We start from the raw sequence: 20,397 nt of genomic DNA, 5'->3' as shown, positions 1-20,397 counted from the left end.
GATTTTTTGGCCTTCGGCGTGCGCGCAATCTTGTCGCAAGCTGCTATCGCGTCGCCGGCCTATCCGCCTGAGAAATCGCGGCTTTATCGTCCGTGCTCGACAGCGAGGGTTGTTCGATCGCGCGGAGGCCCGGCTCGTCGCGACGCTTGTCGGCGTCTTCACGTTTTGTTGTACCGGACGCAGCCGCAACCGGTGTCGCGCTGTCGGCGGGAACAGCCATCACCGCGGCAAACGCGTCAGCCTCGCCGTCGCCGAAGAGATCATCGCGCCCGGGTGATCCGAGATCGCGCGCGGTCTTCGCCAGCGTCATGCGCAGCGCTTCCGGCTTCAATGCGTAATTACGCTCGAGCAGCAGCGCCGCGACACCGGAGACATAGGCGGCCGAGAACGAGGTTCCCGAGGTCATCTGGTATTTGCCGTCGGGCGCCGGCAGGAAGATGTCGACGCCTGGCGCTGCCAACGCGATGTAATTGCCGCGGTTGGACGCCGAGAACAGCTTGTCCTGCTGGTCGGTCGCGCTGACCGCGATCACGTTGGGATTGGCCGCGGGATAGAGCGGCGGCGATTTCGCACCGGCATTGCCGGCCGCGGCGATCAGCACGAGGCCGCGCGCGGCGGTCGCCGCAATGGCGCGCTCGATCACGGCGTCCTTGGGACCTGCAAAGCTCATATTGACGATCTGCGCGCCGTGCTCGGCGGCGTAGTTCAGCGAGCGCAGGATGATATAGGACGAGCTCTCGGCACCACCCGTGGTACCGCCGAAGGCGCGGATGGCGATGATGCGCGCCTCGGGCGCGCTGCCCATCAGCCTGGCATGCGCCACGATGGCGCCGGCAATGCCGGTGCCATGAACATGCGGACCTTCGGTGCTGCCGAGCGCATCGAAACTGTCGGCGATGGAATTGGCGAGTTCGGGGTGTTTGGCGTCGATGCCGGAGTCGATCACCGCAACCGTCACATTGGCGCCATGCGCCAGCGTGTGCGCCTGCGGCAGGCGAAGCTTTGCCAGCGCGTATTGCGCAGGGTCGCCCTCGACCGGCACGGCGGATTTCTGGTCCTGAAGCGCGTAGCGGAAGTTCGGCTGGACCGAGCGCACGCTGCCGTCTGCGGCAAATTCACGCCGCGCGGTCTCGAAGGTCCGGCCATCGGTGATGCGGAACAAGCCGAACGTCGCCCCGATCAGCGGAAAATTCTCGGATGCGACGCGCGCAAGGCCATGGCGGCGCGCAAGCTGGTCGGCTTCCGTCACCGACAGGGCGCCGTCGATCTCGGCGACGAATTCGTTCGCGAAGATGCGCTGGTTCACCGCAACCGGCGTGTTGTTGCCGCGCCCCTTGCCGGCGCTCTTTTTGCCTGATTTTCCGCTGCCCTCGCCGCCTGCGTTCGGCTGCGCCAGGCATTCGCCGTCGGCGTCGCGATAGGGCGCCGTGCAGCTCGGGTAGAGGTTGGGCGAATAGCGCGCATAAGGCAGCACCGGCGACCCGATCCGCGTCGAAGGGATCCGGGCGGTCGTCGTGATCGGGCGCGGGCCGCGGTCGATGCTCACCGCCCGCGCGGCGATGCTGGGAGAGATCGTCGGCGTGCGCGAGGGGACGCTGATGGTAGGCGTGCGCATGATCGCCTGCGCCTGCGCGACCTCGACGCCGAGGCAGGCGGCGAGCAGCAGCGCGGCCCCGACCGACGAGGCGTAGGCCGCGGCTCGCAACTTACTCTCGGACTTGCGCGTCATCGGATCAGAGGCGCCCTACGGCGCCGCAACAGCGAGGTTGATGAACTTCTCGCGCTGCATCCTGGCGAGCAGCGCGGCGAGCTCGTCCTGGCTCATCGCCTTGTCGAACTGGAGGCGGAACATGCCGCCCTTGGCATCGCCGATGATCGACGCCTGGTAGCTGTCGAGCAATGCGGTGATGTCGGCAACACGCGCCTCGGGCGTGAAGCGCACCAGGGCGCGAGCCGGTGCTGCCGATACACCGAATTCGCGCGTGATCGGCGCGCCGGTCGAGAGCGAGGCGGTCTGGAAGGTCGCGGTCTGGGTCTTCATCAGCACCGCGCCGATGATGCCGGCCTGCAGCAGCAGCGCGATAGCACCTAAGCTCGCCGACCAGGCCAGCGTCCGCGGCGACAGGTTCGCGAAGAAGGTCGCGATGCGCGCCGACAGCGGCAGCGAACCGACGGCACGCGCCGGCTCGGCATCGATCGCGGCGAACAGCTTCTGCATCGCGCGCGCCGACGGGGCGCCCAGGCTCTCGTTCAGATGGATGGTCTCTTCGTACTCGCCGCGGATCGCGGCATATTGCTTGGCAAGCTCCGGATCGCGCGCCAGCGCGTCCTCGACGCGGCGGGCATCGCGCGCGTTCAGCGTGCCGGCGGCGTGCCAGGGCAGCAGCAGTTCAATTTCACTGGGCTCTTGCTCCAGCATCTTCTTGCTCAAAGCCATCATGGCCAGCCTCGCTCAACGCCGGCTGCTTTCAGCAGTTCGGCCAGTTTCTTGCGCGCATAGAACAAGCGCGTCTTCACAGTGTTCTCCGGGATCCCGACGATTTCGGCGACTTCTTCCACGGACTTCTCGTGGTAGTAGACGAGATCGACGATTTCCCGATGTTCTGGCGAGAGGCCCGTCAGACACTCCCGTAACGCTGCACTGGTATCCTTCTTCTGCACCACCGTTTCCGGATCGTCGGACTGGTCCTCGATCGCGTTCGCGGCGTCTTCGTCCAGTTCAAAATCCTTCCTGCGCCGGAGCGCCGAGAGGGCCTTGAATCGGGTGATTGCCAGCAGCCAGGTGGAAACGGCGGATCGGCCCTCGAACTTGCCGGCTTGACGCCAGACGTCCAGAAACACCTCGCTGATGAGGTCTTCCGCCGCCTGCTCGTCCCGCACGAGCCTCAGCCCGAACCTGTAGACCCTGACATGGTGCCGCCCGTACAGCACCTGCATGGCGAGCCGGTCGCCTTGAGCGATCCTGGCGATCAGGACCTCGTCCGAAGCCGCCTGTGTCACGCTCAAAGCTCGTCTCGCAAGGTTGGTCGGGTCGATGTGGCGGAGGGTTCGACGGGAGGTGCAAAATTGTTCAACCTACCGCAGTCGTAGGGGGACCCGTGTGATCTGCCCCACATACATGCGCTTTTCCTGCCCCGCCCGTAGCGGGCGCCCGCCTCAATCCAGATCGGTAACATAATACTGAAACACTTTCCTGCGGATTGCCTGCCCGGCACGGGCGGGCCGATCAAGTCCGGTTCCATAGCAGTCCTGCACGACGTATGTCTCACGAACCCCTGCTTTGGCTCGACCGCATCGCAAACGATGCCTAATCGCCGGCAAATTCCCCTTCCGGCCAATGTCATCCTGTTCTGCGCTGCACGGTTCGGATTCGGCTTCAAAGGATACCAAACCTAAAGGCTTGCCACGTAGATTTTTGGGCTGACATCCACCACTGGCGGGACCATGAACACGGCCGCGACGTCGCTTCCCGAGAGGAATGCCGCTGAGGTCGCGGATGTCGTCCTCATGCCCGAGGCGGCGGCGCCGGAGGTCCGGGCGCGCCGGGCCTGGCAGCGCCGCCAGATGTATATCGGCCAAATGGCGAGCTACTCGCTCGGCGCCTCCGTCCTCCTAGTCTACGCCTATGACGGCGTGATCTCCATCGACATTGCCTCGCTGTTCTGGGTCGGCGGCCTCCTGATCATCGGCACGTTCACCGTGCTGTCGGAGGCCGGCGTCGGCGACAAGTTCACCGACCATTATCTCACCGTCTTCGAGATCTCGGCGCATATGGCGCTGCAATTCGTGTTCCTGCTGTCGGCCCCGACCATCGGCATCGCCTTCATCAGCGTGCTGTTCCTGATCTTCGCCTTCGGCACGCTGCGCATGACCTCGACCCAGGCGATGCTGACCTGGGCGCTTGCGACCGCCGGCCTCGCCGCCGTGTTCCTCGCCTCCGACCTGCCGGTCGGCATGCCCGTCGCGACCAGGCTGCAGCGGACCGCCTCGATGCTGTGCTTCGTGCTGGTGATCGGCCAGTGCGCCTTCCTCGGCCTGTTCGGCGCCACCCTGCGCAAGATCCTGTACCAGCGCAGCATCGAGCTGAAGGCCGCCTATCAGCGCATCGAGGAACTGGCCGAGCTCGACGAGCTGACCGGCTCCTACAACCGCCGCTGCATCATGCGTCTGCTCGACGCCGAGATCGAAAAGTCGTGGCGGACATCGAGGCCTTGCGCGATTGCGCTGATCGACCTCGACTGGTTCAAGCGCATCAACGACGCCCACGGCCATCCCGTCGGCGACGAGGTGTTGCGCACCTTCGCGATCACGATTTTCGCCAACATCCGCCCGGCCGACAGCTTCGGCCGCTATGGCGGCGAGGAGTTCCTGCTGCTGCTGCCGGACACCGAGGGCGACGCCGCCTCGCGCATGCTCGAGCGCCTGCGCCGCGTCGTCGCCGACCTCGACTGGAGCGCATTCTCTCCGGGCATGCCCGTGACGATTTCAGCGGGCGTCGTGACGCTTCGCGACAATGATACTGCCGACACGTTTCTCGCGCGCGCCGACAGCGCGCTTTATTCCGCCAAGGCGCAAGGGCGCAACCGCATCGCAACGAACTGACCAATCCATTTTCTTCTTCCGGTGCGCCAGAGGCTCCGCCGGACCGAACGCTCCAGGACAGGGCAATGAGATCCAAATCCGAGAAATCATCCGAGAATCTGCTCGACGAATTGCAGGCTGCACTCTCGCACGGCACCGTTGCGCGCCGGGTCGAGACACTGCGCCGCGTCACCGATCTCTTCGTGGGCAACGCGGTGGACTATTCCGACGACCACATCCGCGTGTTCGACGACGTGTTCGAGTGCCTGATCGAGCAGATCGAGACGTCGGCGAGGGCCCTGCTCGCCGACCGCCTCGCACCGATCGCGGCCGCACCGCCGAAGATCGTCCGCACGCTTGCGCTCGACGAGGTCATCGAGGTCGCAGGACCCGTGCTGACGAAATCGGAACGGCTGGACGAGGCCACCCTGATCAAGATCGCGCGCACGCGGGGCCAGGCCCATCTGAAGGCGATCTCGCTGCGGCGGGTTCTGTCGGAAGCCCTGACCGACGTGCTGGTGACGCGCGGCAACGAGGACGTGGTGCAATCGACCGTCAGCAATCCGGGCGCGCGGCTCTCCGAGGAAAGTCTCACCGACCTCGTCACGCGCGCCGAACGCGACGACGGCCTCGCCACCTGCATCGGCCTGCGGCCCAGCCTGCCGCGCCATCACTACCTGAAGCTGGTCGCGAAGGCGTCCTTGAGCGTACGCAGGAAGCTCGAGGCCGCGCATCCCGAGCTTGCGGACGAGGTGTCGAGCGTGGTGCAGGAGGCGGCCCAGCGGGTCCGCGCCGCCGCCATAACCAGGCAGACCGAGATGGCGCGCGCACTGGTGAAGTCGCTGCACGAGGACGGCCGGCTCAACGAATTCCAGGTCACCACCTTCGCCGAACAGGGCAAGTTCGACGAAACCAATGCGGGGCTCGCCGCACTCGCGGGCGTTGCGGTCGAGACCGCCGAGACCATGATGATCGAAAGCCGCACCGAAGGCGTGATGATCCTCGCCAAGGTCGCGGGCATGCAATGGTCCAGCGTGCGCGCGATCATCGCCATGCGCGAAAAACTGTCAGGCGGCGCGACGGCCGACATACTGGCGCTGCGCGACACCTACGAGGCCCTGCGCTCATCGACGGCGCAGCAGGTGCTGCGCTTCCACCGCATGCAGAACGCGACGCCGGCGGCGTGACGTCGCCGGGTCGGTTCTTGTTTTGACGCGTTTTCTTTACGCGAACCGGTATCCACTTCGCTCGAAAACGCTCTAGTACCTCAGCACCCTCGATCCAACCGCCGCGCCGATCACGGTCACCAGCGCGGTCGCGATCGTGTACCAGGTCGCGACGAACAGCGGTGAATCATCCGTGCAGTGCGAGGCATACAGCGTCGCGGCAAGCCCGGCCGAAACCAGGCCGGCGAGCGCTCCGGCAAGCGCGGGGCGCGACGGCGCGCCGTGGCGCAGGCCGAACAGCGCGCCCGCGAGCAGCGGCAGCGACATCGCGGGGATCGCCAGCAGGCAGGTCCTGGAGTTCTTGCCCATCAGCCGCATCGTCATCGGCATGGCCGGGGCCATCATCGCCTCGCTGCCGATCGCAACCGCGAGCAGCCCTACGGGGAGCAGCAGCAGCCAGCCCCAGCCGCGCAGCAGGGCTTCCGGCCGCGACAGATGCAGGCTGATGATGATCGCGGGAATCGCGAGCGACAGCGTGACCGCGAACTTCATGTCGAAGAAGGGATTGCGCATTGCGCTCATCACGTCGGCGCGCATGCCGAGGAACGTCGCGAAGATCAGGATCGACAGCGGCGCGGCCACCAGCAGCGCCATGGTCAGCACGGCGCCGACGCGGGGCGCGCGGTGGGCGTTGTCGGCCGCGAGCGAGCGAATGAGTTGATCGGTATCCATGACTAGTGGTCCCGCAGTTTGGCAGTCAGTGCGGCAAGTCCGCGGTGCAGTGCGACCCGCACCGCACCTTCGCTCATCGAGAACTTTGCCGCCGTGTCCTTGATCGAGGCGGCCTCGACCGCGATCGACTGCAGCACGTCGCGCTGGCGCTGCGGCAGCGTGCCCAGTTGCGCCGCAACCTCGCCCGCTGAAGCCGTCTCCTGCGGCGCTTCGCCCGGCAGCGTCTCGGCGAAATCGTCGATGTTGACGAAGACGCGCCTGCCGCGCCGCCTCAGCGCATCGATCAGCTTGTTGCGGGCGATCGCGAACAGCCAGGGCGCGAAGGGCGCTTCGCTGTCCCAGGTGTGCCGCTTCAGGTGCACCGCCAACAAAATCTCCTGCACGATATCCTCAGCCTGGTCGGGAGGCTGCCCGGCCCGCGCCAGGCCGCGCCTCGCGGCAGCGCGCAGCACCGGCGTGACCGCCTTCAACAGGCGATGATACGCCGCATCATCGCCGGCCATGGCCGACCGCATCAGGCCGGTCCATTCGTCCTCACGTCCGCGCACGCGCGCCCCTCACCATGCAATTCGGCCGCTCTTTCAATTTGTTACGCCGGTCCAGTGAGATCACGAATTCGTGATCAACGCTGGGTGCCGGTGCTCCGGTGCGGCCGCAAAGACCCGCGACGGCTCATAACACCGATCGTTCCCGTCCGCACCCGGCGGCCGGCCCCCACGGATGGCTTGCCCCGCTTTTGCCCGGTGTGGCCCGAAGATTCCCATTTTCTGCCCCGCTGTCGTCACGTCACGGCGTCTCTGTTCGGTCCCGGGATGGGTGAATTGGGGAGATCGTCAACATGATGAAAGCCAGCGGGCGCGCTGCCCTGATTCTTCTTGCCGGGCTTTTCCTGCTGTTCGGAGGCGCTGCGCAGGCGGCGCCAGCCTCGGCTGCGAGCAGCCAATCGGACAGCGCGGGCAAACAGGCCGATGCGGTCAAACCCAGCAAGCACCGGCACCAGTCTTCTCGCCGCACCGGCAGCAAGACGGCGCAAAAGTCCTCCGGCGACAAGGCCGACAGCAAGGACACCGCGGCAAAGGCCGACGAGGCCAAGACTGGCGACAACACTGCCGATAGCGCCCCGCCCGCATCGAGCCAGATGCCGCCGGAGGTCGCCAACGCCAATGCGCAGCTTGCCGCCTCCGATACGCCGCCCGCGGCTGCAGCCTCCGCCATGACCGGCCGCGCCAACGACAACGTCCAGGCGGCGGCCGATAATACCGCGGCCCCGAACGCCGAGAGCCAGACCCCCGACCAGCCCAACGACCTCGACCGCGCCGCGCAACAGGACAATCCGCCTGCCCAGAAGGCGGTGGTTGCCGCAACCGAGGCGCAGCCGCGTCCCGCGCCGGTGATGGCCAGCAGCCAGCAGAGCTCGGCCTGGGACCAGAGCTCCCTGATCGGCAAGATCTTCATCGGCGTCGGCACGCTGCTGACGCTGGCGTCCGCCGCGCGCATGTTTATGGCCTGATTTGAAGAAATCCCGTCCGGAACGCGCGACTTGCCGCGTGTTCCGGACCGGCTCATTCCGAAGGCTTCCTGGGCTCTTGAAGCCCACCGCGCCAGCGGGCACATTGCCCACCCAATCAAAAGCGTGGGTGGACCATGAGCACGTTCGAACACATCATCGTCGAGAGCAAAGGCGCAGTCGGCATCGTCAAGCTGAACCGGCCGAAGATGCTCAACGCGCTCTCCTTCGGCGTCTTCCGCGAGATCGCCGCGGCGGTCGACGATCTCGAGGCCGATGACGCCATCGGCTGCATCGTCGTGACCGGCAGCGAGAAGGCCTTTGCCGCCGGCGCCGACATCAAGGAAATGCAGCCGAAGGGCTTCATCGACATGTTCTCCGAAGACTTTGCCGCGATCGGTGGCGACCGCGTCGCGCGCTGCCGCAAGCCGACCATCGCCGCGGTCGCGGGTTACGCGCTCGGCGGCGGCTGCGAGCTCGCCATGATGTGCGACTTCATCATCGCCGCCGACACCGCCAAGTTCGGCCAGCCCGAGATCACGCTCGGGACCATTCCCGGCATCGGCGGCACCCAGCGCCTGACCCGTGCCATCGGCAAGTCCAAGGCGATGGACCTCTGCCTCACCGGGCGGATGATGGACGCAGCCGAAGCCGAGCGCGCGGGCCTCGTCAGCCGCATCGTGCCCGCCGACAAGCTGATGGAGGAAGTCATGGCCGCCGCCGAGAAGATCGCCTCGATGTCGCGCCCGGCCGCCGCGATGGCCAAGGAGGCGGTGAACCGCGCCTTCGAGACGACGCTCGCCGAGGGCATGAGCGTCGAGCGCAACCTGTTCCACTCGACCTTCGCGCTGGAAGACCGCTCCGAAGGCATGGCGGCATTCATCGAGAAGCGCAAGCCGGTGAACAAGAACCGGTAAGGCGAGCCAGCGGTCAGGCTGGTGTAAGGCACCGGCCTCCCTCCGCAAAATGCTGTGACGCACCTGCAACAAGCACGGAATACATGGGAGTTTTCCCCGCGGCAGTTTGCCTGCGCGACCCCGGCTGGTTAAACAGTTAAGAGGCCACCGTCGGCGGGGGCGGACAGCCGGGGTTTAGCGGGATTACATGATTGGGCGTGCCGCCAGAGCTGGTCGCGTGATGACGCGACGTCGATCGGGCGTGGGTCCTGTGCTTGCGACATGGACCACGCTGGCGCTCTCGTGCGCCCTGCCCTCGGCTGCATGGGCTGAAGCTTTGCCGGAGGCATTGGCAAAAGCCTATCAGACCAATCCGCAGCTCAATGCCGAGCGCGCGCGCCAGCGCGCGACCGACGAGAACGTGCCGCAGGCGCTCGCCGGCTACCGGCCGCAACTCGTGGCGAGCCTCAGCGCCGGCCTGCAATCGGTGCGCAACCTTTTGCCCAACAACACCATCCAGACCGCCGATCTGAAGCCATGGATCATCGGCGTCACGGTGACGCAGACCCTGTTCAACGGCTTCCGCACCGCCAACAATGTGCGGGCCGCCGAGCTCCAGGTGCAGTCGGGCCGCGAGGCGCTGCGCAATGTCGGCCAGGGCGTGCTGCTCGACGCGGTCACGGCCTACACCAACGTGCTGGCCAACCAGTCGCTGGTCGAGGCGCAGCGCTCCAACGTGGCCTTCCTGCGCGAGACCCTCGCGGTCACCCAGCGCCGCCTCAATGCCGGCGACGTCACGCCGACCGACAGCGCCCAGGCCGAGGCGCGGCTCAACCGCGGTCTCTCCGATCTCAACGCCGCCGAGGTTGCGCTTGCGGTGAGCCAGGCGACATACGCGCAAGTGATCGGCAACGCGCCGTCGCAGCTCAAGCCCGCCGAGGTGGTCGACCGCTATCTGCCGAAGAGCCGCGAGGATGCGCTCTCGATGGCGATCCGTCAGCACCCGGCGGTGATGGCGGCAGGCTTCGACGTCGACGTCGCCTCTACCAACATCAGGGTCGCCGAGGGCGCGCTGCTGCCGAGCGCCAGCGTCCAGGGCAGCGCCAGCAAGAGCCGCAACAACGACCCGACGCTCGGAACCTTCGCCGAGGACCAGGCCTCGATCGTCGCCAATGTCACCGTGCCGATCTATGACGGCGGCCAGGCCGCCGCACAGACCCGGCAGGCCAAGGAGGTCACGGCACAGAGCCGGCTCGTGCTCGACCAGGTGCGCAACCAGGCGCGCACGGCTGCGGTCAGCGCCTGGGTCGCCAATGAAGGCGCCAAGATCGCGGTCTCGGCCTCGGAGTCCGAGGTGAAGGCGGCAACCGTCGCGCTCCAGGGCGTGCAGCGCGAGGCTGCCGGCGGACAGCGCACCACGGTGGACGTGCTGAACTCGCAGGCCGATCTGATCCAGGCCAAGGCCCGCCTGATCGGCGCGCTGCGCGACCGCGTGATCGCCTCGTACACGCTGCTCAGCGCCGTCGGCCATCTCGACGTCAAGACCTTGAGCCTGAACACGCCGGACTACCTGCCCGAAGTGCATTATCAGCAGGTCCGCGACGCCTGGCACGGCCTGCGCACGCCGTCGGGGCAGTAACACCCGCGTCGCACCGCCTTGAAGCTCCATCCAGCGCCCGCCATCCCGACGCGCGACTGCGATCGCTTTGACATTCTGTAGCCCATGGACTACAGTCACACGTCATGATCGAGGTGAGGCAAACCGAGCAGTTTTCGGAGTGGCTGAATCGCCTCAAGGACGTCGATGCGGTTGCCCGGATCACCGTCCGCATTCGCCGCATGGAGATGGGCAATCCCGGCGACAGCAAAAGCGTCGGCCGCAACGTCCGGGAAATGCGCATCGACTACGGCCCGGGCTACCGGATTTACTATGTGCAGCGCGGGTCGCAGATCGTGATCCTGCTGTGCGGCGGCGACAAGCGCACGCAACGACAAGACATCAAGCTAGCCCAGCAACTAGCGGAGACATTGTGATGCCAAAGGCAGCAAAAACGACGATGAGAACGGCATCCAGGACGACACGCTTCGACGCCGCCGGCTATCTCAATACCGAGGAGCGTCAGGCGGCCTATATCGCGGCCGCGCTGGAGACTGGCGACGCCGATTTCGTGCGTGACGCGCTTGGGCTTGTGGCGCGTGCGCGCGGCATGAGTGCGATCGCGAAGAAAGCCGGCTTGAACCGCGAAAGTCTGTACAAGGCGCTCGGAGAGACCGGAAATCCCGAGTTCGGCACCGTCATGCGCATTGTCGGAGCGTTGGGGCTGACGTTGTCCGCCCAACCCGCGACCAGCGGACGGACGTCAAAGCGCCGCCGCGCCGCCTGAGAGAGCGCCGTACGTCGCCCAAAAGCCTCACGATCGATGTGACGGTCGCCCAACCGATTCAGGCCGTCTCAGGATGTGAACATGAAAAGCCGCCGCATCCATCTGATGGGAGCTTCGGGCTCCGGCGCGACGACGCTCGGTCGCGCGCTCGCGGGCCAGCTTGCGCTGCCGCATCACGACACCGACGATTATTTCTGGCTGCCGACCGTGCCGCCCTACCAGACGACGCGCCCCGCCGCCGAGCGGCTGCGCCTGATGCGCGAGATGTTCTTGCCGCGTCGCGACTGGGTGCTGAGCGGAACCGTCACCGGCTGGGGCAACGAGCTCGTCCCGTTCTTCGATCTTGTCGTCTTTGTGACGACGCCGTGCGAGCTTCGCTTGCAGCGCCTGCGTGGCCGCGAGGCTGCGCATTTCGGCGCTGATGCCGTCGCACAAGGCGGCTGGCGTCATGAGGAGACGGAGTCGTTCGTCGAATGGGCCTCGCGCTACGAAGCCGGCGATCGCGAGGGCCGCAGTCTCGCAAAAGATGAGGCCTGGCTCTCCGGCCTGCCCTGTCCGGTCGTGCGCGTTGACGGCTCACGTCCGCTTGCGGAGCTTGTCGAGCAGTTATGCAACGAAGCGCAGCGGCTGTCCGGCTGATGTGATATTGTCAGGCGCCACTGCCAAATAACAAGAACAGGGAGAGAAACCGCGCTCAACCGACGCAGCGTCCTGCTTGCCTCCCTTGCCGCCGGAGTAGCCATGACCAACAGAGCCCACGCCCGCGCGGCGCAGCCCGCGACGCCGGTCAATTTCGACGTCCCGCTGCACGCCTGCGACTGCCACACTCACATTCATGGCGATGTCGAGAAGTTTCCGTTCTTCGCGGGACGCGTCTACACACCCGAGCCGGCAAGCCCCGAAGAAATGGCCGCGCTGCACAAGGCGCTGCATATGGAACGCGTGGTGATCGTGACCCCCAGCGTCTACGGCACCGACAATTCGTCGACCTTGTTCGGCATGAAGGCACGCGGCGCCAATGCGCGCGGCGTCGCCGTGATCGACGACAAGACGACCGAGGCGCAGCTCGATGCGATGCAGACAGACGGTTTCCGCGGCATGCGCCTCAATCTCGCAACCGGCGACGTCAACGACCCCAACGTCGGCAGGTCACGCTTCACCGCCGCCGTCGAGCGCATGAAGGCGCGCGGCTGGCATGTGCAGCTCTACACCACGCTCGCCATGATCTCGGCGATCAAGGACCTCGTCGAGACGGCGCCGGTACCGGTCGTGTTCGACCATTTCGGCGGCTTGGAGGCCTCGCTGGGCCTGGAGCAGCCGGGCTTCTCCGATCTCGTCGCGCTGGTGAACTCCGGCAAGGCCTATGTGAAGGTCTCCGGCGCCTATCGCTCGTCGAAGCTCGCACCGGATTATCAGGACATGGTGCCGTTCGCGCGCGCCCTGATCGCGGCGAATCCGGATCGCATCGTCTGGGGCACCGACTGGCCACATCCGGATTCGAGCCGGGTCGAGGGACGAAAAGCCACCGACATCGCCCCGCTCTACCAGATCGATGACGGGCGCCTGCTCAATCAGTTGCCAGTTTGGGCGCCGGACGCCGATGTGCGCAAGAAGATCCTGGTCGACAATCCGGCGCGGCTCTACGGGTTCTGACGGTTAGCGCGCGCGGCGCGAGAAGAAGGAGATCAGCACCGGCAGCGTCACCAGGATCACGACCGGCGCCAGCATCATGCCGGTGACGACGACGACCGCGAGCGGCTTCTGCACCTGCGAGCCGATGCCTTCGGACAGCGCCGCCGGGAGGAGGCCGACGCCTGCGACCACGCAGGTCATCAGCACCGGGCGAAGCTGCAGCTCGCCGGTACGGATCACCGCGCTCATGCGGTCCATGCCCTCTTCGATCAGCTGGTTGAACTGCGACAGGATGATGATGCCGTCCATCACCGCGATGCCGAACAGCGCGATGAATCCGATCGCCGCGGACACGCTGAACGCAGTGCCGGAGATTAGCAGCCCCAGCACGCCGCCGAAGATCGCCATGGGGATGACGCTCATCGCGAGCAGCGTGTCGGTCATCGAGCCGAAATTGAACCAGAGCAGGACACCGATCAGCGCCAGCGAGATCGGCACCACGATCGACAGCCGCCGGATCGCGTCCTGCAGGTTGCCGAACTCGCCGACCCATTCCATGTGCGAGCCCGGCGGCAATTGCACCTGCGCGGCGATCTTTTGCTGCGCCTCGCGGATCGCGCTGCCGAGGTCGCGCTCGCGCACCGAGAACTTGATCGGCAGATAGCGTTCCTGCTGCTCGCGATAGATGTAGGCCGCACCCGAGACGAGGCTGATGGTGGCGACCTCGCTGAGCGGGATCTGCGTGACGGTACCGTTCGGCCCGGGGGCGCCGATGCGCAAATTCTGGATCGCTTCGGCACTCCTGCGGAATTCCGGCGCAAGGCGAACGATGATCGGGAAGTGGCGGTCGCTTCCCGGCTCGTACAGATCGCCCGCGGTGTCACCGCCGATCGCGACCTTGATGGTGGCGTTGATGTCGCCGGGAGCGAGCCCGTAGCGCGCGGCCTTGGCGCGGTCGATGTCGATCTGGACGGTCGGCTGGCCGAGCGAGGTGAACACCGCAAGGTCGGTGACGCCCTGCACTGTCGACAGCACCTGCTTGATCTTGTTGGCGGTGTCGGTGAGCGCCTGCAGATCGCTGCCGAACAGCTTGATCGAGTTCTCGCCCTTCACGCCGGAGACGGCTTCGGAGACGTTGTCCTGCAGATATTGCGAGAAGTTGAACTCGACGCCGGGGAAGCGGTCGTCGAGCTGCTTGAGCAGTTCCGCGGTCAGCTCTTCCTTGTCGCGCGTGCCGGGCCATTGGCTGGCGGGCTTGAGCGGCGCGAAGAATTCGGCGTTGAAGAAGCCGGCGGCGTCGGTGCCGTCGTCGGGGCGGCCGTGCTGCGACACCACGGATTCCACCTCGGGCCGGGCCCGGATCACCTTGCGCATCTCGTTGACGTAGCTGTTGCCTTCCTGGAGCGAGATGGTCGGCGGCAGCGTGGCGCGGATCCAGAGATTGCCCTCTTCCAGCTTCGGCAGGAATTCGAGGCCGAGCAGCCGGCCCAGCGCCACCGTCATCACCACGAGGCCGATCGCGCCGCCGAGCACGATGTTGCGGTTGGCCACGGCCCAGTTCAGCACCGGCATGTAGAGCCGGTGCAGGATCAGCATCACCTTGGTCTCGGTCTCCTCAAGATGCGCGGGCAGGATGATGGCGGAGAGCGCCGGCGTGACGGTAAAGGTGGCAAGCAGGCCGCCGGCCAGCGCATAGGCATAGGTGCGCGCCATCGGCCCGAAGATGTTGCCCTCGACGCCGGAGAGCGTGAACAGCGGCAGGAAGGCCGCGATGATGATCGCGGCGGCAAAGAAGATCGAGCGCGAGACGTCGGCCGCGGCGCTGAGGATGGCATGGCTCTTCATGCCGAACAGCGTCTCGTTCGACATATGCTCGGTTTCCGACACCGGCGTCGTCTGGGTCAGGCGGCGGAAGATCGCCTCCACCATGATGACGGTGGCATCGACGATCAGGCCGAAGTCGATCGCGCCGACCGACAACAGGTTCGCCGATTCCCCGCGCAGCACCAGGATGATGACGGCGAAGAACAGCGCGAACGGAATGGTGGCGCCGACGATCAGCGCGCTGCGGAGATCGCCGAGGAAGATCCACTGCAACAGCACGATCAGCAGGATGCCGACCACCATGTTGTGCAGCACGGTATGGGTGGTGAGCTCGATCAGGTCGCCGCGGTCGTAGATGCGCTCGATGCGCACGCCGGGCGGCAGGATGCTGGAGTTGTTGATGGTCTGAACGAGCTGATGGACGCGCTTGATGGTCGGCGAGCTCTGCTCGCCGCGGCGCATCAGGACGATGCCCTGCACGATGTCGTCGGAATCATCGAGACCTGCGATGCCGAGACGGGGCCGTTGCCCCACGGTGACGGTGGCGACGTCCTTGACCAGCACCGGGTTGCCGTTGGTCTGCGAGACCATGGTGTTGGCGAGATCGTCGATCGAGCGGATCAGGCCGACGCCCCGCACCACGGCCGACTGCTGGCCGATATTGACGGTGTTGCCGCCGACATTGACGTTGGAATTGCCGACCGCCTGGAGCAGTTGCGGCAGCGTCAGGCCGTTGGCGACCAGCTTGTTGAAGTCGACCTGGAGCTCGTAGGTCTTGCTCTTGCCGCCCCATCCGGTGACGTCGATCACGCCGGGCACGGCGCGGAAGCGGCGCTGCAGAATCCAGTCCTGGATGGTCTTGAGATCGAGCACGCTGTAGTTCGGCGGGCCGACCAGGCGATAGCGGAAGATTTCGCCGATCGGGCTGAGCGGCGAGATCTGCGGCTGCACGTTGCCCGGCAGCGGCGCAAGCTGCGCCAGGCGGTTCAAGACCTGCTGCAACGCCTCGTCATAGGTGTAGGCGAAGGAGAACTGGAGCTTGATGTCGGAGAGGCCGTAAAGCGAGATGGTGCGGATGGTCGTGAGGTTCTTCAGGCCCGCGACCTGGGTCTCGATCGGGATCGTGATGTAACGCTCGATTTCCTCGGCCGACAGGCCCGGGCTCTGCGTCACGATGTCGACCATGGGCGGGGTCGGATCGGGATAGGCCTCGATGTTGAGCTGGTTGAACGCGATCAGGCCGCCGATCAGCACGGCCACGAACATGCCGACCATCAGGAAGCGCCGGTTGACGGCAAGGGCGACGAGGCGATCCATTCAGGTCTTCAGCTTGTCTTCAGTTTTTTGGGTCGTCGATCAGCTGCCGGACGCCGCGCGGTCGATGAACAGGCTGCCCTTGGTGACGATCTGCTCGCCGGGTTTCAGGTTGCTCGTGACTTCGACGAGATTGCCGTTGATGAGGCCGATCTTGATCTCACGCAGCTCGACCGACTTGTCCTCGCGCGCGACCCAGAGACGGACCTTTTCGGCTTCGTAGATCAGGGCCTGCTTGGGCACCGCCGGCGCCGCACGATCGCCGGCCGAATAGATCGTGACGTTGGCGAACATCTCCGGCTTGAGCAGGCCGTCCCTGTTGTCGATGGTGGCGCGGACCAAGAGGCGGCGGGTGCTCGGATCGATCGCCGCGGCCACGTAGTTGATCTTCGCGCTGAGCGGGCGGCCCGGCAGCGCCATCACGTTGACGGTGATGTCCTGGCCGATGCACACCGCGGCCGCATCGCTCTCGCGCACGAAGGCGGTGAGCCAGACCGTCGAGAGATCGCCGATCACGAAGACCGGATCGCTGGCGCCGGAATTGACGTACTGGCCCGGGCCGATCTTGCGCTGCACGACCGTGCCGGAGATCGGCGAGTAGATCGTGATCTCGCGATTGATCGTGCCCTTGTCCTGGAACGCCTTGATGGTCTCGTCGGTGAAGCCGAGGATGCGCAGCTTGTTGCGCGCGGCCTCCAGCGCCGTCACCGAGGAGCGCATGTCGTTCTGCGCCTGGACCTGGGTCGCTTCCGCCTGCTGATAATCCTTCAGCGGAATAGCGTGGCCCTCATAGAGATCCTTGGCGCGCTTGAACTGGATGTCGGCGAGATCGATCGCCGACTTCGCCTTGTTCTGTGCGGTCATCGCCGCGATGAAATCATTCTGGGCCTGCACGGTGTCGGCGGCCTCGATTGTGAACAGCGGTTGACCTTGCGTCAGAGTCTCGCCGGGCTTGGCGAGCAGCTTGGTGACCCTGCCCGCATAAGGCGAGAACACCGGCGTCGAGCGATCCTCGTCGACCGCAACCTTGCCCTCGGTGACATATTCGGCCCGGAAGGTCTTGGCCTTGACCGGCTCGATCGTCAGCGTCGCCCACTCGGACGGCGTCGGCGTGAAATTCTGCGCATTCCTGCGCGACTGGCTGGAAATCTCGGAGTGGCTCTTCTCCTTGGCGCCCGCATGGAGAAAGCCGTAGGCCCCGCCGCCGGCAAGGGCTAGTAAAACTACGGATGTAATCACCCGCCGTTTTGTAAGCACCTGCAATCGCTTGGTATTTTCAACCACCATAGGGCCCGGTCTTGTCTGCGACGATGTCGGCAAACGATAGCCGCATCGGTCGCGCTAATAGTGCCGAATTGAGAGTTCAAACAACCTAAAAAACGCTTCGCGTCTTTCGATCTGCGTTAAAATTTTGCGATGCGTCAGCTCCGCGTCAGCTTCGAGATGGCCACTGTGCCGGATGGCTGTCGAGCGGCATCGCCGGACGGCTCCATTGCGCCGGCGTCTTCGACAGCAGTGCCGAATGCTGCACCGCCGTCAACGTGCCAAAGCCAGATGGCATGCGCTCGATGAACGCAGCATGTACAGCTTCCCCCGTAATATCCGGGGTGTTCAGTCCGCCGTCGAGCCGGCCGAGATTCCACAGCCAGCGTCCAGTCTGCGCCAGCGACACGCGCACGTGCCAGCTGCCGCCTTCGCACGCCTGGCGTGCTCTGGCCATCATCGCGCCGAACGCCATCAGATAGCCGGTGGCGTGGTCGAGGATCTGTGCCGGCAATTCCTTGGGACCGTCGATGCCGGCGGCCTCTCCCTCGGCATGGTTGAAGCCGGTCGTGGTCTGCACCAGCGAGTCGAAACCGCGCCGCTCGGCCCAGGGGCCGGCATGGCCGTAGGCCGACAGCGTGACATAGACGATGCCGGGGCTGATCGTGGCGACCTCTTCGGGCGCAAAGCCGAGGGCGGCGAGCGCGCGTGGGCGATAGCCCTGCGAGAAGATGTCGGCGTCCTTGAGCAGCTCGCGCAATTGCGCCCTGCCCGCCTCGCTCTTGAGCGCGATGAAGGTGGTGAGCTTGCCGCGTCCGGTATCGATGGTGAGCCAGGGAATGGCGGGCAGCTCGGGCCCCGATACCAGCAGCACATCGGCACCGTGCGCCGCGAGCGTGCGGCCGGCGACGGGCCCTGCGATGACGCGGGAGAGATCGAGCACGCGCAGGCCCGAAAGTGGACGATCGCCTTTTGGCCACGGCCTGGGCGGAGCCTCGCCGATCCTCTCGATCGAGAGCAGCGGCAATTGCGCGAGCGCACGCGCCTGCGGCAACGCCGACCATTCGTCGTAAGAGCGCATCAGGGCGACAACGCCGCCCGCGGCATAAGCCGCAGTTTCGAAATCCTCGCCCTTCCACTGCATCAGCGCTGCTTGCACCTTCTCGCGCTCAGGCTCGCAAGCAAGCACCTTGCACACGGCATCGCGGTGATGCGGGAAATTGGTGTGGCATCGAACGAAGCGGCCATCGCCCGTCCTGTAGACGCCGGCGATGGCATCCCAGGCCGGTGGCGGCGGCTTGTCGTCGAGGCGCAGATAGCGCTCGGAACGGCATTCGGCCACGGCGTGGCGCATGTCGACGGAGACGTCCTGCACCTGCCCGCTGCGCAGCCGCCAGATCTCGGCAGCGGCGAGGCCGGCCGCGGCAATCGTGGCCTGTCCGGCAACCGCGACGCGAAACGAGGACGGGATCTGCGGCTCCTCGCCGGTCAGCCGCACGCGATCAAGCGCGGCCGCATCGCCGCCCGCGGTGGTCCAGATGTCCTTGAGAATATCGGCGGGGCTTTGCATGGCCGCTTCTCTCCCTTCATGAGCATGATCTCCGCGCAAACTCGGTCCGCGTTTGTCGCGATGGAAAACCGCTGCACGCTTTTCCGGATCATGCTCTACTTTTTTCGACCATTCATCAGCACAAGAAGGAATGCAATGGCCGCCATCGATCCCCTCACCGCGGGTGCCGTGTTCATCGCCACGGCGGCCACCGACGCGGTCTATGTGATGTTCACCTCCGCCGTGGTCGCGCGCAGGCGCATGCCGGCGGCAACCTGGAGCGCGATCTGGTACCTGCTCTCCTCCTATGCCGTGATCAGCTACACCGAGAACGCCTTCTACGTTGCCTTCGCCGCGATCGGCTCCTGGGTCGGCGCCTATGCATCACTGACCTTCCTGCACCGCCCGCCCGGCGGCCCGCCGGTGGGGGCCGCGCCGGAGTGAGGCCACTGCCGTCGCCACACCGTCATTGCGAGCGCAGCGAAGCAATCCAGAATCGCTCCGCAGCGGCAGTCTGGATTGCTTCGTCGCAAGAGCTCCTCGCAATGACGACGTGGAGGCTTCTGGGCGTCTCTCGAAACAGCTACAGTCCCTGCACCAACAAAAAGGAGCCCAACAATGGATCTCGGTCTCAAAGGCAAGAACGCTATCGTCCTCGGCGGCACACGCGGCATCGGGCGGGCGATTGCGGCGACGCTGGCCGGTGAAGGCAGCAATGTCGCGGTCTGCGCGCGCAACGCGGATCAAGTTGCAGCAACTGTCGCGGAGTTGAAGGCCAGCGGAATCCGTGCCACCGGCAGCCCGGTCGACGTCACCGACGGTGCGGCGTTGAAGGCCTGGATCGAGAGCGCAGCAAAGGAACTCGGCGGCATCGACCTGCTGTTCTCCAATGCCGGCGCGATGGCGCAGGGCGGCGATCCCGCGTCCTGGGAGCAGAACTTCCGGCTCGACGTGCTCGGCGCCGTGCATGCGTTCGATGCTGCACGGCCGTTCCTCGAGGCGAGCGGCGCGAGCAGCGGCGATGCGGCCTTCGTGATCATCTCGTCGATCGCCGCGGCGCAAGCGGACACGGCCAGCTCCTACGGCCCGATCAAGGCCGCGCTGATCCACATGGCCAAGGGACTGGCGCGGCAATACGCGAAGAAGAAGATCCGGGTCAACGTGGTGTCTCCCGGCACCGTCTATTTCAAGGGCGGCGTCTGGGAGATGATCGAGCAGAACATGCCCGAGCGTTACAACGACGCGATGAAGCGCAATCCGACCGGCCGCATGGCGACGCCGCAGGAGATCGCGAGCGCGGCGGTGTTTCTGGCAAGCCCGGTGTCGGGGTTCACCACGGGATCGAACCTCGTCGTGGACGGGGCGATCTCGAACCGGGTGAATTTTTGAGGAGGGCACCGCCCCTGCAGTTCCGTCATCCTGAGGCGCGAGCTCTGCGATGCAATGCATTGCAGAGCGAGCCTCGAAGGATGCACGGCCCTGATGCAGCCGGGCCGTCGCCCTTCGAGGGCCGCTGAAGAAGCGGCCACCTCAGGGTGATGGTGAGAGA

At 65.8% G+C, this 20,397-nt stretch carries 19 protein-coding genes; 11 read left to right on the top strand and 8 right to left on the bottom strand.

The window, feature by feature from the left end; translation table 11 throughout:
* Window positions 1-43 precede the first annotated feature (43 nt).
* From GGD63_RS08930 to GGD63_RS08920, 3 genes are read right to left on the bottom strand one after another with little or no spacing between them, the layout of a single operon-like run.
* A complete protein-coding gene (locus tag GGD63_RS08930; RefSeq protein ID WP_183240953.1) occupies window positions 44-1,729 on the bottom strand; it encodes a S8 family serine peptidase in 1,686 nt (561 codons plus the stop codon).
* Between the two features lie 15 nt (window positions 1,730-1,744).
* Window positions 1,745-2,440, bottom strand: a complete 696-nt coding sequence (locus GGD63_RS08925) for a hypothetical protein (RefSeq protein ID WP_183240951.1) — start codon at window positions 2,438-2,440, stop codon at window positions 1,745-1,747.
* On the bottom strand, window positions 2,437-3,006 hold the full coding sequence (locus tag GGD63_RS08920) for a sigma-70 family RNA polymerase sigma factor (RefSeq protein ID WP_018647974.1): 570 nt from the start codon (window positions 3,004-3,006) through the stop codon (window positions 2,437-2,439). The genes GGD63_RS08925 and GGD63_RS08920 overlap by 4 nt, the downstream gene beginning before the upstream one ends.
* A gap of 438 nt (window positions 3,007-3,444) precedes the next feature.
* On the opposite strand from GGD63_RS08920, the gene GGD63_RS08915 reads away from it, so the two are divergent.
* Window positions 3,445-4,602 carry a GGDEF domain-containing protein gene (locus GGD63_RS08915; protein ID WP_183240949.1) on the top strand — a complete coding sequence of 386 codons (1,158 nt, stop codon included), beginning with the start codon at window positions 3,445-3,447 and terminating at the stop codon, window positions 4,600-4,602.
* Between the two features lie 65 nt (window positions 4,603-4,667).
* Window positions 4,668-5,768: a DUF2336 domain-containing protein gene (locus GGD63_RS08910; RefSeq protein ID WP_183240948.1), complete on the top strand. Its 1,101-nt coding sequence runs from the start codon at window positions 4,668-4,670 to the stop codon at window positions 5,766-5,768.
* Window positions 5,769-5,840: 72 nt separating this feature from the next.
* On the opposite strand, the gene GGD63_RS08905 is transcribed toward GGD63_RS08910, so the two are convergent.
* Window positions 5,841-6,479 carry an NrsF family protein gene (locus tag GGD63_RS08905; protein WP_183240946.1) on the bottom strand — a complete coding sequence of 213 codons (639 nt, stop codon included), beginning with the start codon at window positions 6,477-6,479 and terminating at the stop codon, window positions 5,841-5,843.
* Between the two features lie 2 nt (window positions 6,480-6,481).
* The gene (locus GGD63_RS08900) at window positions 6,482-7,027 is read right to left on the bottom strand and encodes a sigma-70 family RNA polymerase sigma factor (protein WP_183240945.1); all 546 of its coding nucleotides are present in this window, start codon (window positions 7,025-7,027) and stop codon (window positions 6,482-6,484) included.
* A 290-nt stretch (window positions 7,028-7,317) separates the two neighbouring features.
* Here GGD63_RS08900 and GGD63_RS08895 point away from each other — a divergent pair, with 290 nt between their 5' ends.
* From GGD63_RS08895 to GGD63_RS08865, 7 genes are all read left to right on the top strand, one after another.
* Window positions 7,318-7,989 (top strand): hypothetical protein, encoded by a 672-nt coding sequence (locus GGD63_RS08895; protein WP_183240943.1) that lies wholly within the window; start codon window positions 7,318-7,320, stop codon window positions 7,987-7,989.
* 134 nt (window positions 7,990-8,123) lie between these two features.
* Window positions 8,124-8,903, top strand: a complete 780-nt coding sequence (locus GGD63_RS08890; protein ID WP_183240942.1) for an enoyl-CoA hydratase — start codon at window positions 8,124-8,126, stop codon at window positions 8,901-8,903.
* 187 nt (window positions 8,904-9,090) lie between these two features.
* Window positions 9,091-10,521: a TolC family outer membrane protein gene (locus tag GGD63_RS08885; RefSeq protein WP_183240940.1), complete on the top strand. Its 1,431-nt coding sequence runs from the start codon at window positions 9,091-9,093 to the stop codon at window positions 10,519-10,521.
* Window positions 10,522-10,625: 104 nt separating this feature from the next.
* Window positions 10,626-10,916 carry a type II toxin-antitoxin system RelE/ParE family toxin gene (locus GGD63_RS08880; protein WP_183240938.1) on the top strand — a complete coding sequence of 97 codons (291 nt, stop codon included), beginning with the start codon at window positions 10,626-10,628 and terminating at the stop codon, window positions 10,914-10,916.
* Window positions 10,916-11,266: an addiction module antidote protein gene (locus GGD63_RS08875; RefSeq protein ID WP_183240937.1), complete on the top strand. Its 351-nt coding sequence runs from the start codon at window positions 10,916-10,918 to the stop codon at window positions 11,264-11,266. Before GGD63_RS08880 ends, GGD63_RS08875 begins: the two co-directional genes overlap by 1 nt.
* A gap of 81 nt (window positions 11,267-11,347) precedes the next feature.
* The gene (locus GGD63_RS08870) at window positions 11,348-11,905 is read left to right on the top strand and encodes a hypothetical protein (RefSeq protein ID WP_183240935.1); all 558 of its coding nucleotides are present in this window, start codon (window positions 11,348-11,350) and stop codon (window positions 11,903-11,905) included.
* A 102-nt stretch (window positions 11,906-12,007) separates the two neighbouring features.
* Complete coding sequence (locus tag GGD63_RS08865; RefSeq protein WP_183240933.1) at window positions 12,008-12,919, top strand: amidohydrolase family protein; 912 nt, start codon at window positions 12,008-12,010, stop codon at window positions 12,917-12,919.
* A gap of 3 nt (window positions 12,920-12,922) precedes the next feature.
* Here GGD63_RS08865 and GGD63_RS08860 read toward each other — a convergent pair whose 3' ends face one another.
* From GGD63_RS08860 to GGD63_RS08850, 3 genes are all read right to left on the bottom strand, one after another.
* Window positions 12,923-16,039, bottom strand: coding sequence for an efflux RND transporter permease subunit (locus tag GGD63_RS08860; RefSeq protein ID WP_183240931.1), 3,117 nt, complete (start codon window positions 16,037-16,039; stop codon window positions 12,923-12,925).
* A gap of 39 nt (window positions 16,040-16,078) precedes the next feature.
* Window positions 16,079-17,323, bottom strand: a complete 1,245-nt coding sequence (locus GGD63_RS08855; protein ID WP_183240929.1) for an efflux RND transporter periplasmic adaptor subunit — start codon at window positions 17,321-17,323, stop codon at window positions 16,079-16,081.
* 145 nt (window positions 17,324-17,468) lie between these two features.
* Window positions 17,469-18,869, bottom strand: a complete 1,401-nt coding sequence (locus GGD63_RS08850; protein WP_183240928.1) for a CoA transferase — start codon at window positions 18,867-18,869, stop codon at window positions 17,469-17,471.
* Window positions 18,870-19,004: 135 nt separating this feature from the next.
* Between GGD63_RS08850 and GGD63_RS08845 the strand changes: the two genes are divergently transcribed.
* Window positions 19,005-19,292, top strand: a complete 288-nt coding sequence (locus tag GGD63_RS08845; RefSeq protein ID WP_183240926.1) for a hypothetical protein — start codon at window positions 19,005-19,007, stop codon at window positions 19,290-19,292.
* Between the two features lie 174 nt (window positions 19,293-19,466).
* Window positions 19,467-20,237: an SDR family NAD(P)-dependent oxidoreductase gene (locus tag GGD63_RS08840; protein ID WP_183240924.1), complete on the top strand. Its 771-nt coding sequence runs from the start codon at window positions 19,467-19,469 to the stop codon at window positions 20,235-20,237.
* The last annotated feature ends 160 nt before the right edge of the window (window positions 20,238-20,397 follow it).

Source organism: Bradyrhizobium sp. cir1, assembly GCF_014198245.1.
Classification (GTDB): domain Bacteria; phylum Pseudomonadota; class Alphaproteobacteria; order Rhizobiales; family Xanthobacteraceae; genus Bradyrhizobium.
This window is presented reverse-complemented; position numbering and strand designations above follow the sequence as displayed.

Excerpts from the sequence above, each read along its gene's own strand:
- GGD63_RS08865 (WP_183240933.1), top strand. The coding sequence starts at position 12,008 with ATGACCAACAGAGCCCACGCCCGCGCGGCGCAGCCCGCGACGCCGGTC.
- GGD63_RS08905 (WP_183240946.1), bottom strand. The coding sequence starts at position 6,479 with ATGGATACCGATCAACTCATTCGCTCGCTCGCGGCCGACAACGCCCAC.
- GGD63_RS08845 (WP_183240926.1), top strand. The coding sequence starts at position 19,005 with ATGGCCGCCATCGATCCCCTCACCGCGGGTGCCGTGTTCATCGCCACG.
- GGD63_RS08840 (WP_183240924.1), top strand. The coding sequence starts at position 19,467 with ATGGATCTCGGTCTCAAAGGCAAGAACGCTATCGTCCTCGGCGGCACA.
- GGD63_RS08885 (WP_183240940.1), top strand. The coding sequence starts at position 9,091 with ATGATTGGGCGTGCCGCCAGAGCTGGTCGCGTGATGACGCGACGTCGA.
- GGD63_RS08895 (WP_183240943.1), top strand. The coding sequence starts at position 7,318 with ATGATGAAAGCCAGCGGGCGCGCTGCCCTGATTCTTCTTGCCGGGCTT.
- GGD63_RS08880 (WP_183240938.1), top strand. The coding sequence starts at position 10,626 with ATGATCGAGGTGAGGCAAACCGAGCAGTTTTCGGAGTGGCTGAATCGC.
- GGD63_RS08915 (WP_183240949.1), top strand. The coding sequence starts at position 3,445 with ATGAACACGGCCGCGACGTCGCTTCCCGAGAGGAATGCCGCTGAGGTC.
- GGD63_RS08860 (WP_183240931.1), bottom strand. The coding sequence starts at position 16,039 with ATGGATCGCCTCGTCGCCCTTGCCGTCAACCGGCGCTTCCTGATGGTC.
- GGD63_RS08910 (WP_183240948.1), top strand. The coding sequence starts at position 4,668 with ATGAGATCCAAATCCGAGAAATCATCCGAGAATCTGCTCGACGAATTG.
- GGD63_RS08875 (WP_183240937.1), top strand. The coding sequence starts at position 10,916 with ATGCCAAAGGCAGCAAAAACGACGATGAGAACGGCATCCAGGACGACA.
- GGD63_RS08870 (WP_183240935.1), top strand. The coding sequence starts at position 11,348 with ATGAAAAGCCGCCGCATCCATCTGATGGGAGCTTCGGGCTCCGGCGCG.
- GGD63_RS08930 (WP_183240953.1), bottom strand. The coding sequence starts at position 1,729 with ATGACGCGCAAGTCCGAGAGTAAGTTGCGAGCCGCGGCCTACGCCTCG.
- GGD63_RS08925 (WP_183240951.1), bottom strand. The coding sequence starts at position 2,440 with ATGATGGCTTTGAGCAAGAAGATGCTGGAGCAAGAGCCCAGTGAAATT.
- GGD63_RS08890 (WP_183240942.1), top strand. The coding sequence starts at position 8,124 with ATGAGCACGTTCGAACACATCATCGTCGAGAGCAAAGGCGCAGTCGGC.
- GGD63_RS08850 (WP_183240928.1), bottom strand. The coding sequence starts at position 18,869 with ATGCAAAGCCCCGCCGATATTCTCAAGGACATCTGGACCACCGCGGGC.
- GGD63_RS08855 (WP_183240929.1), bottom strand. The coding sequence starts at position 17,323 with ATGGTGGTTGAAAATACCAAGCGATTGCAGGTGCTTACAAAACGGCGG.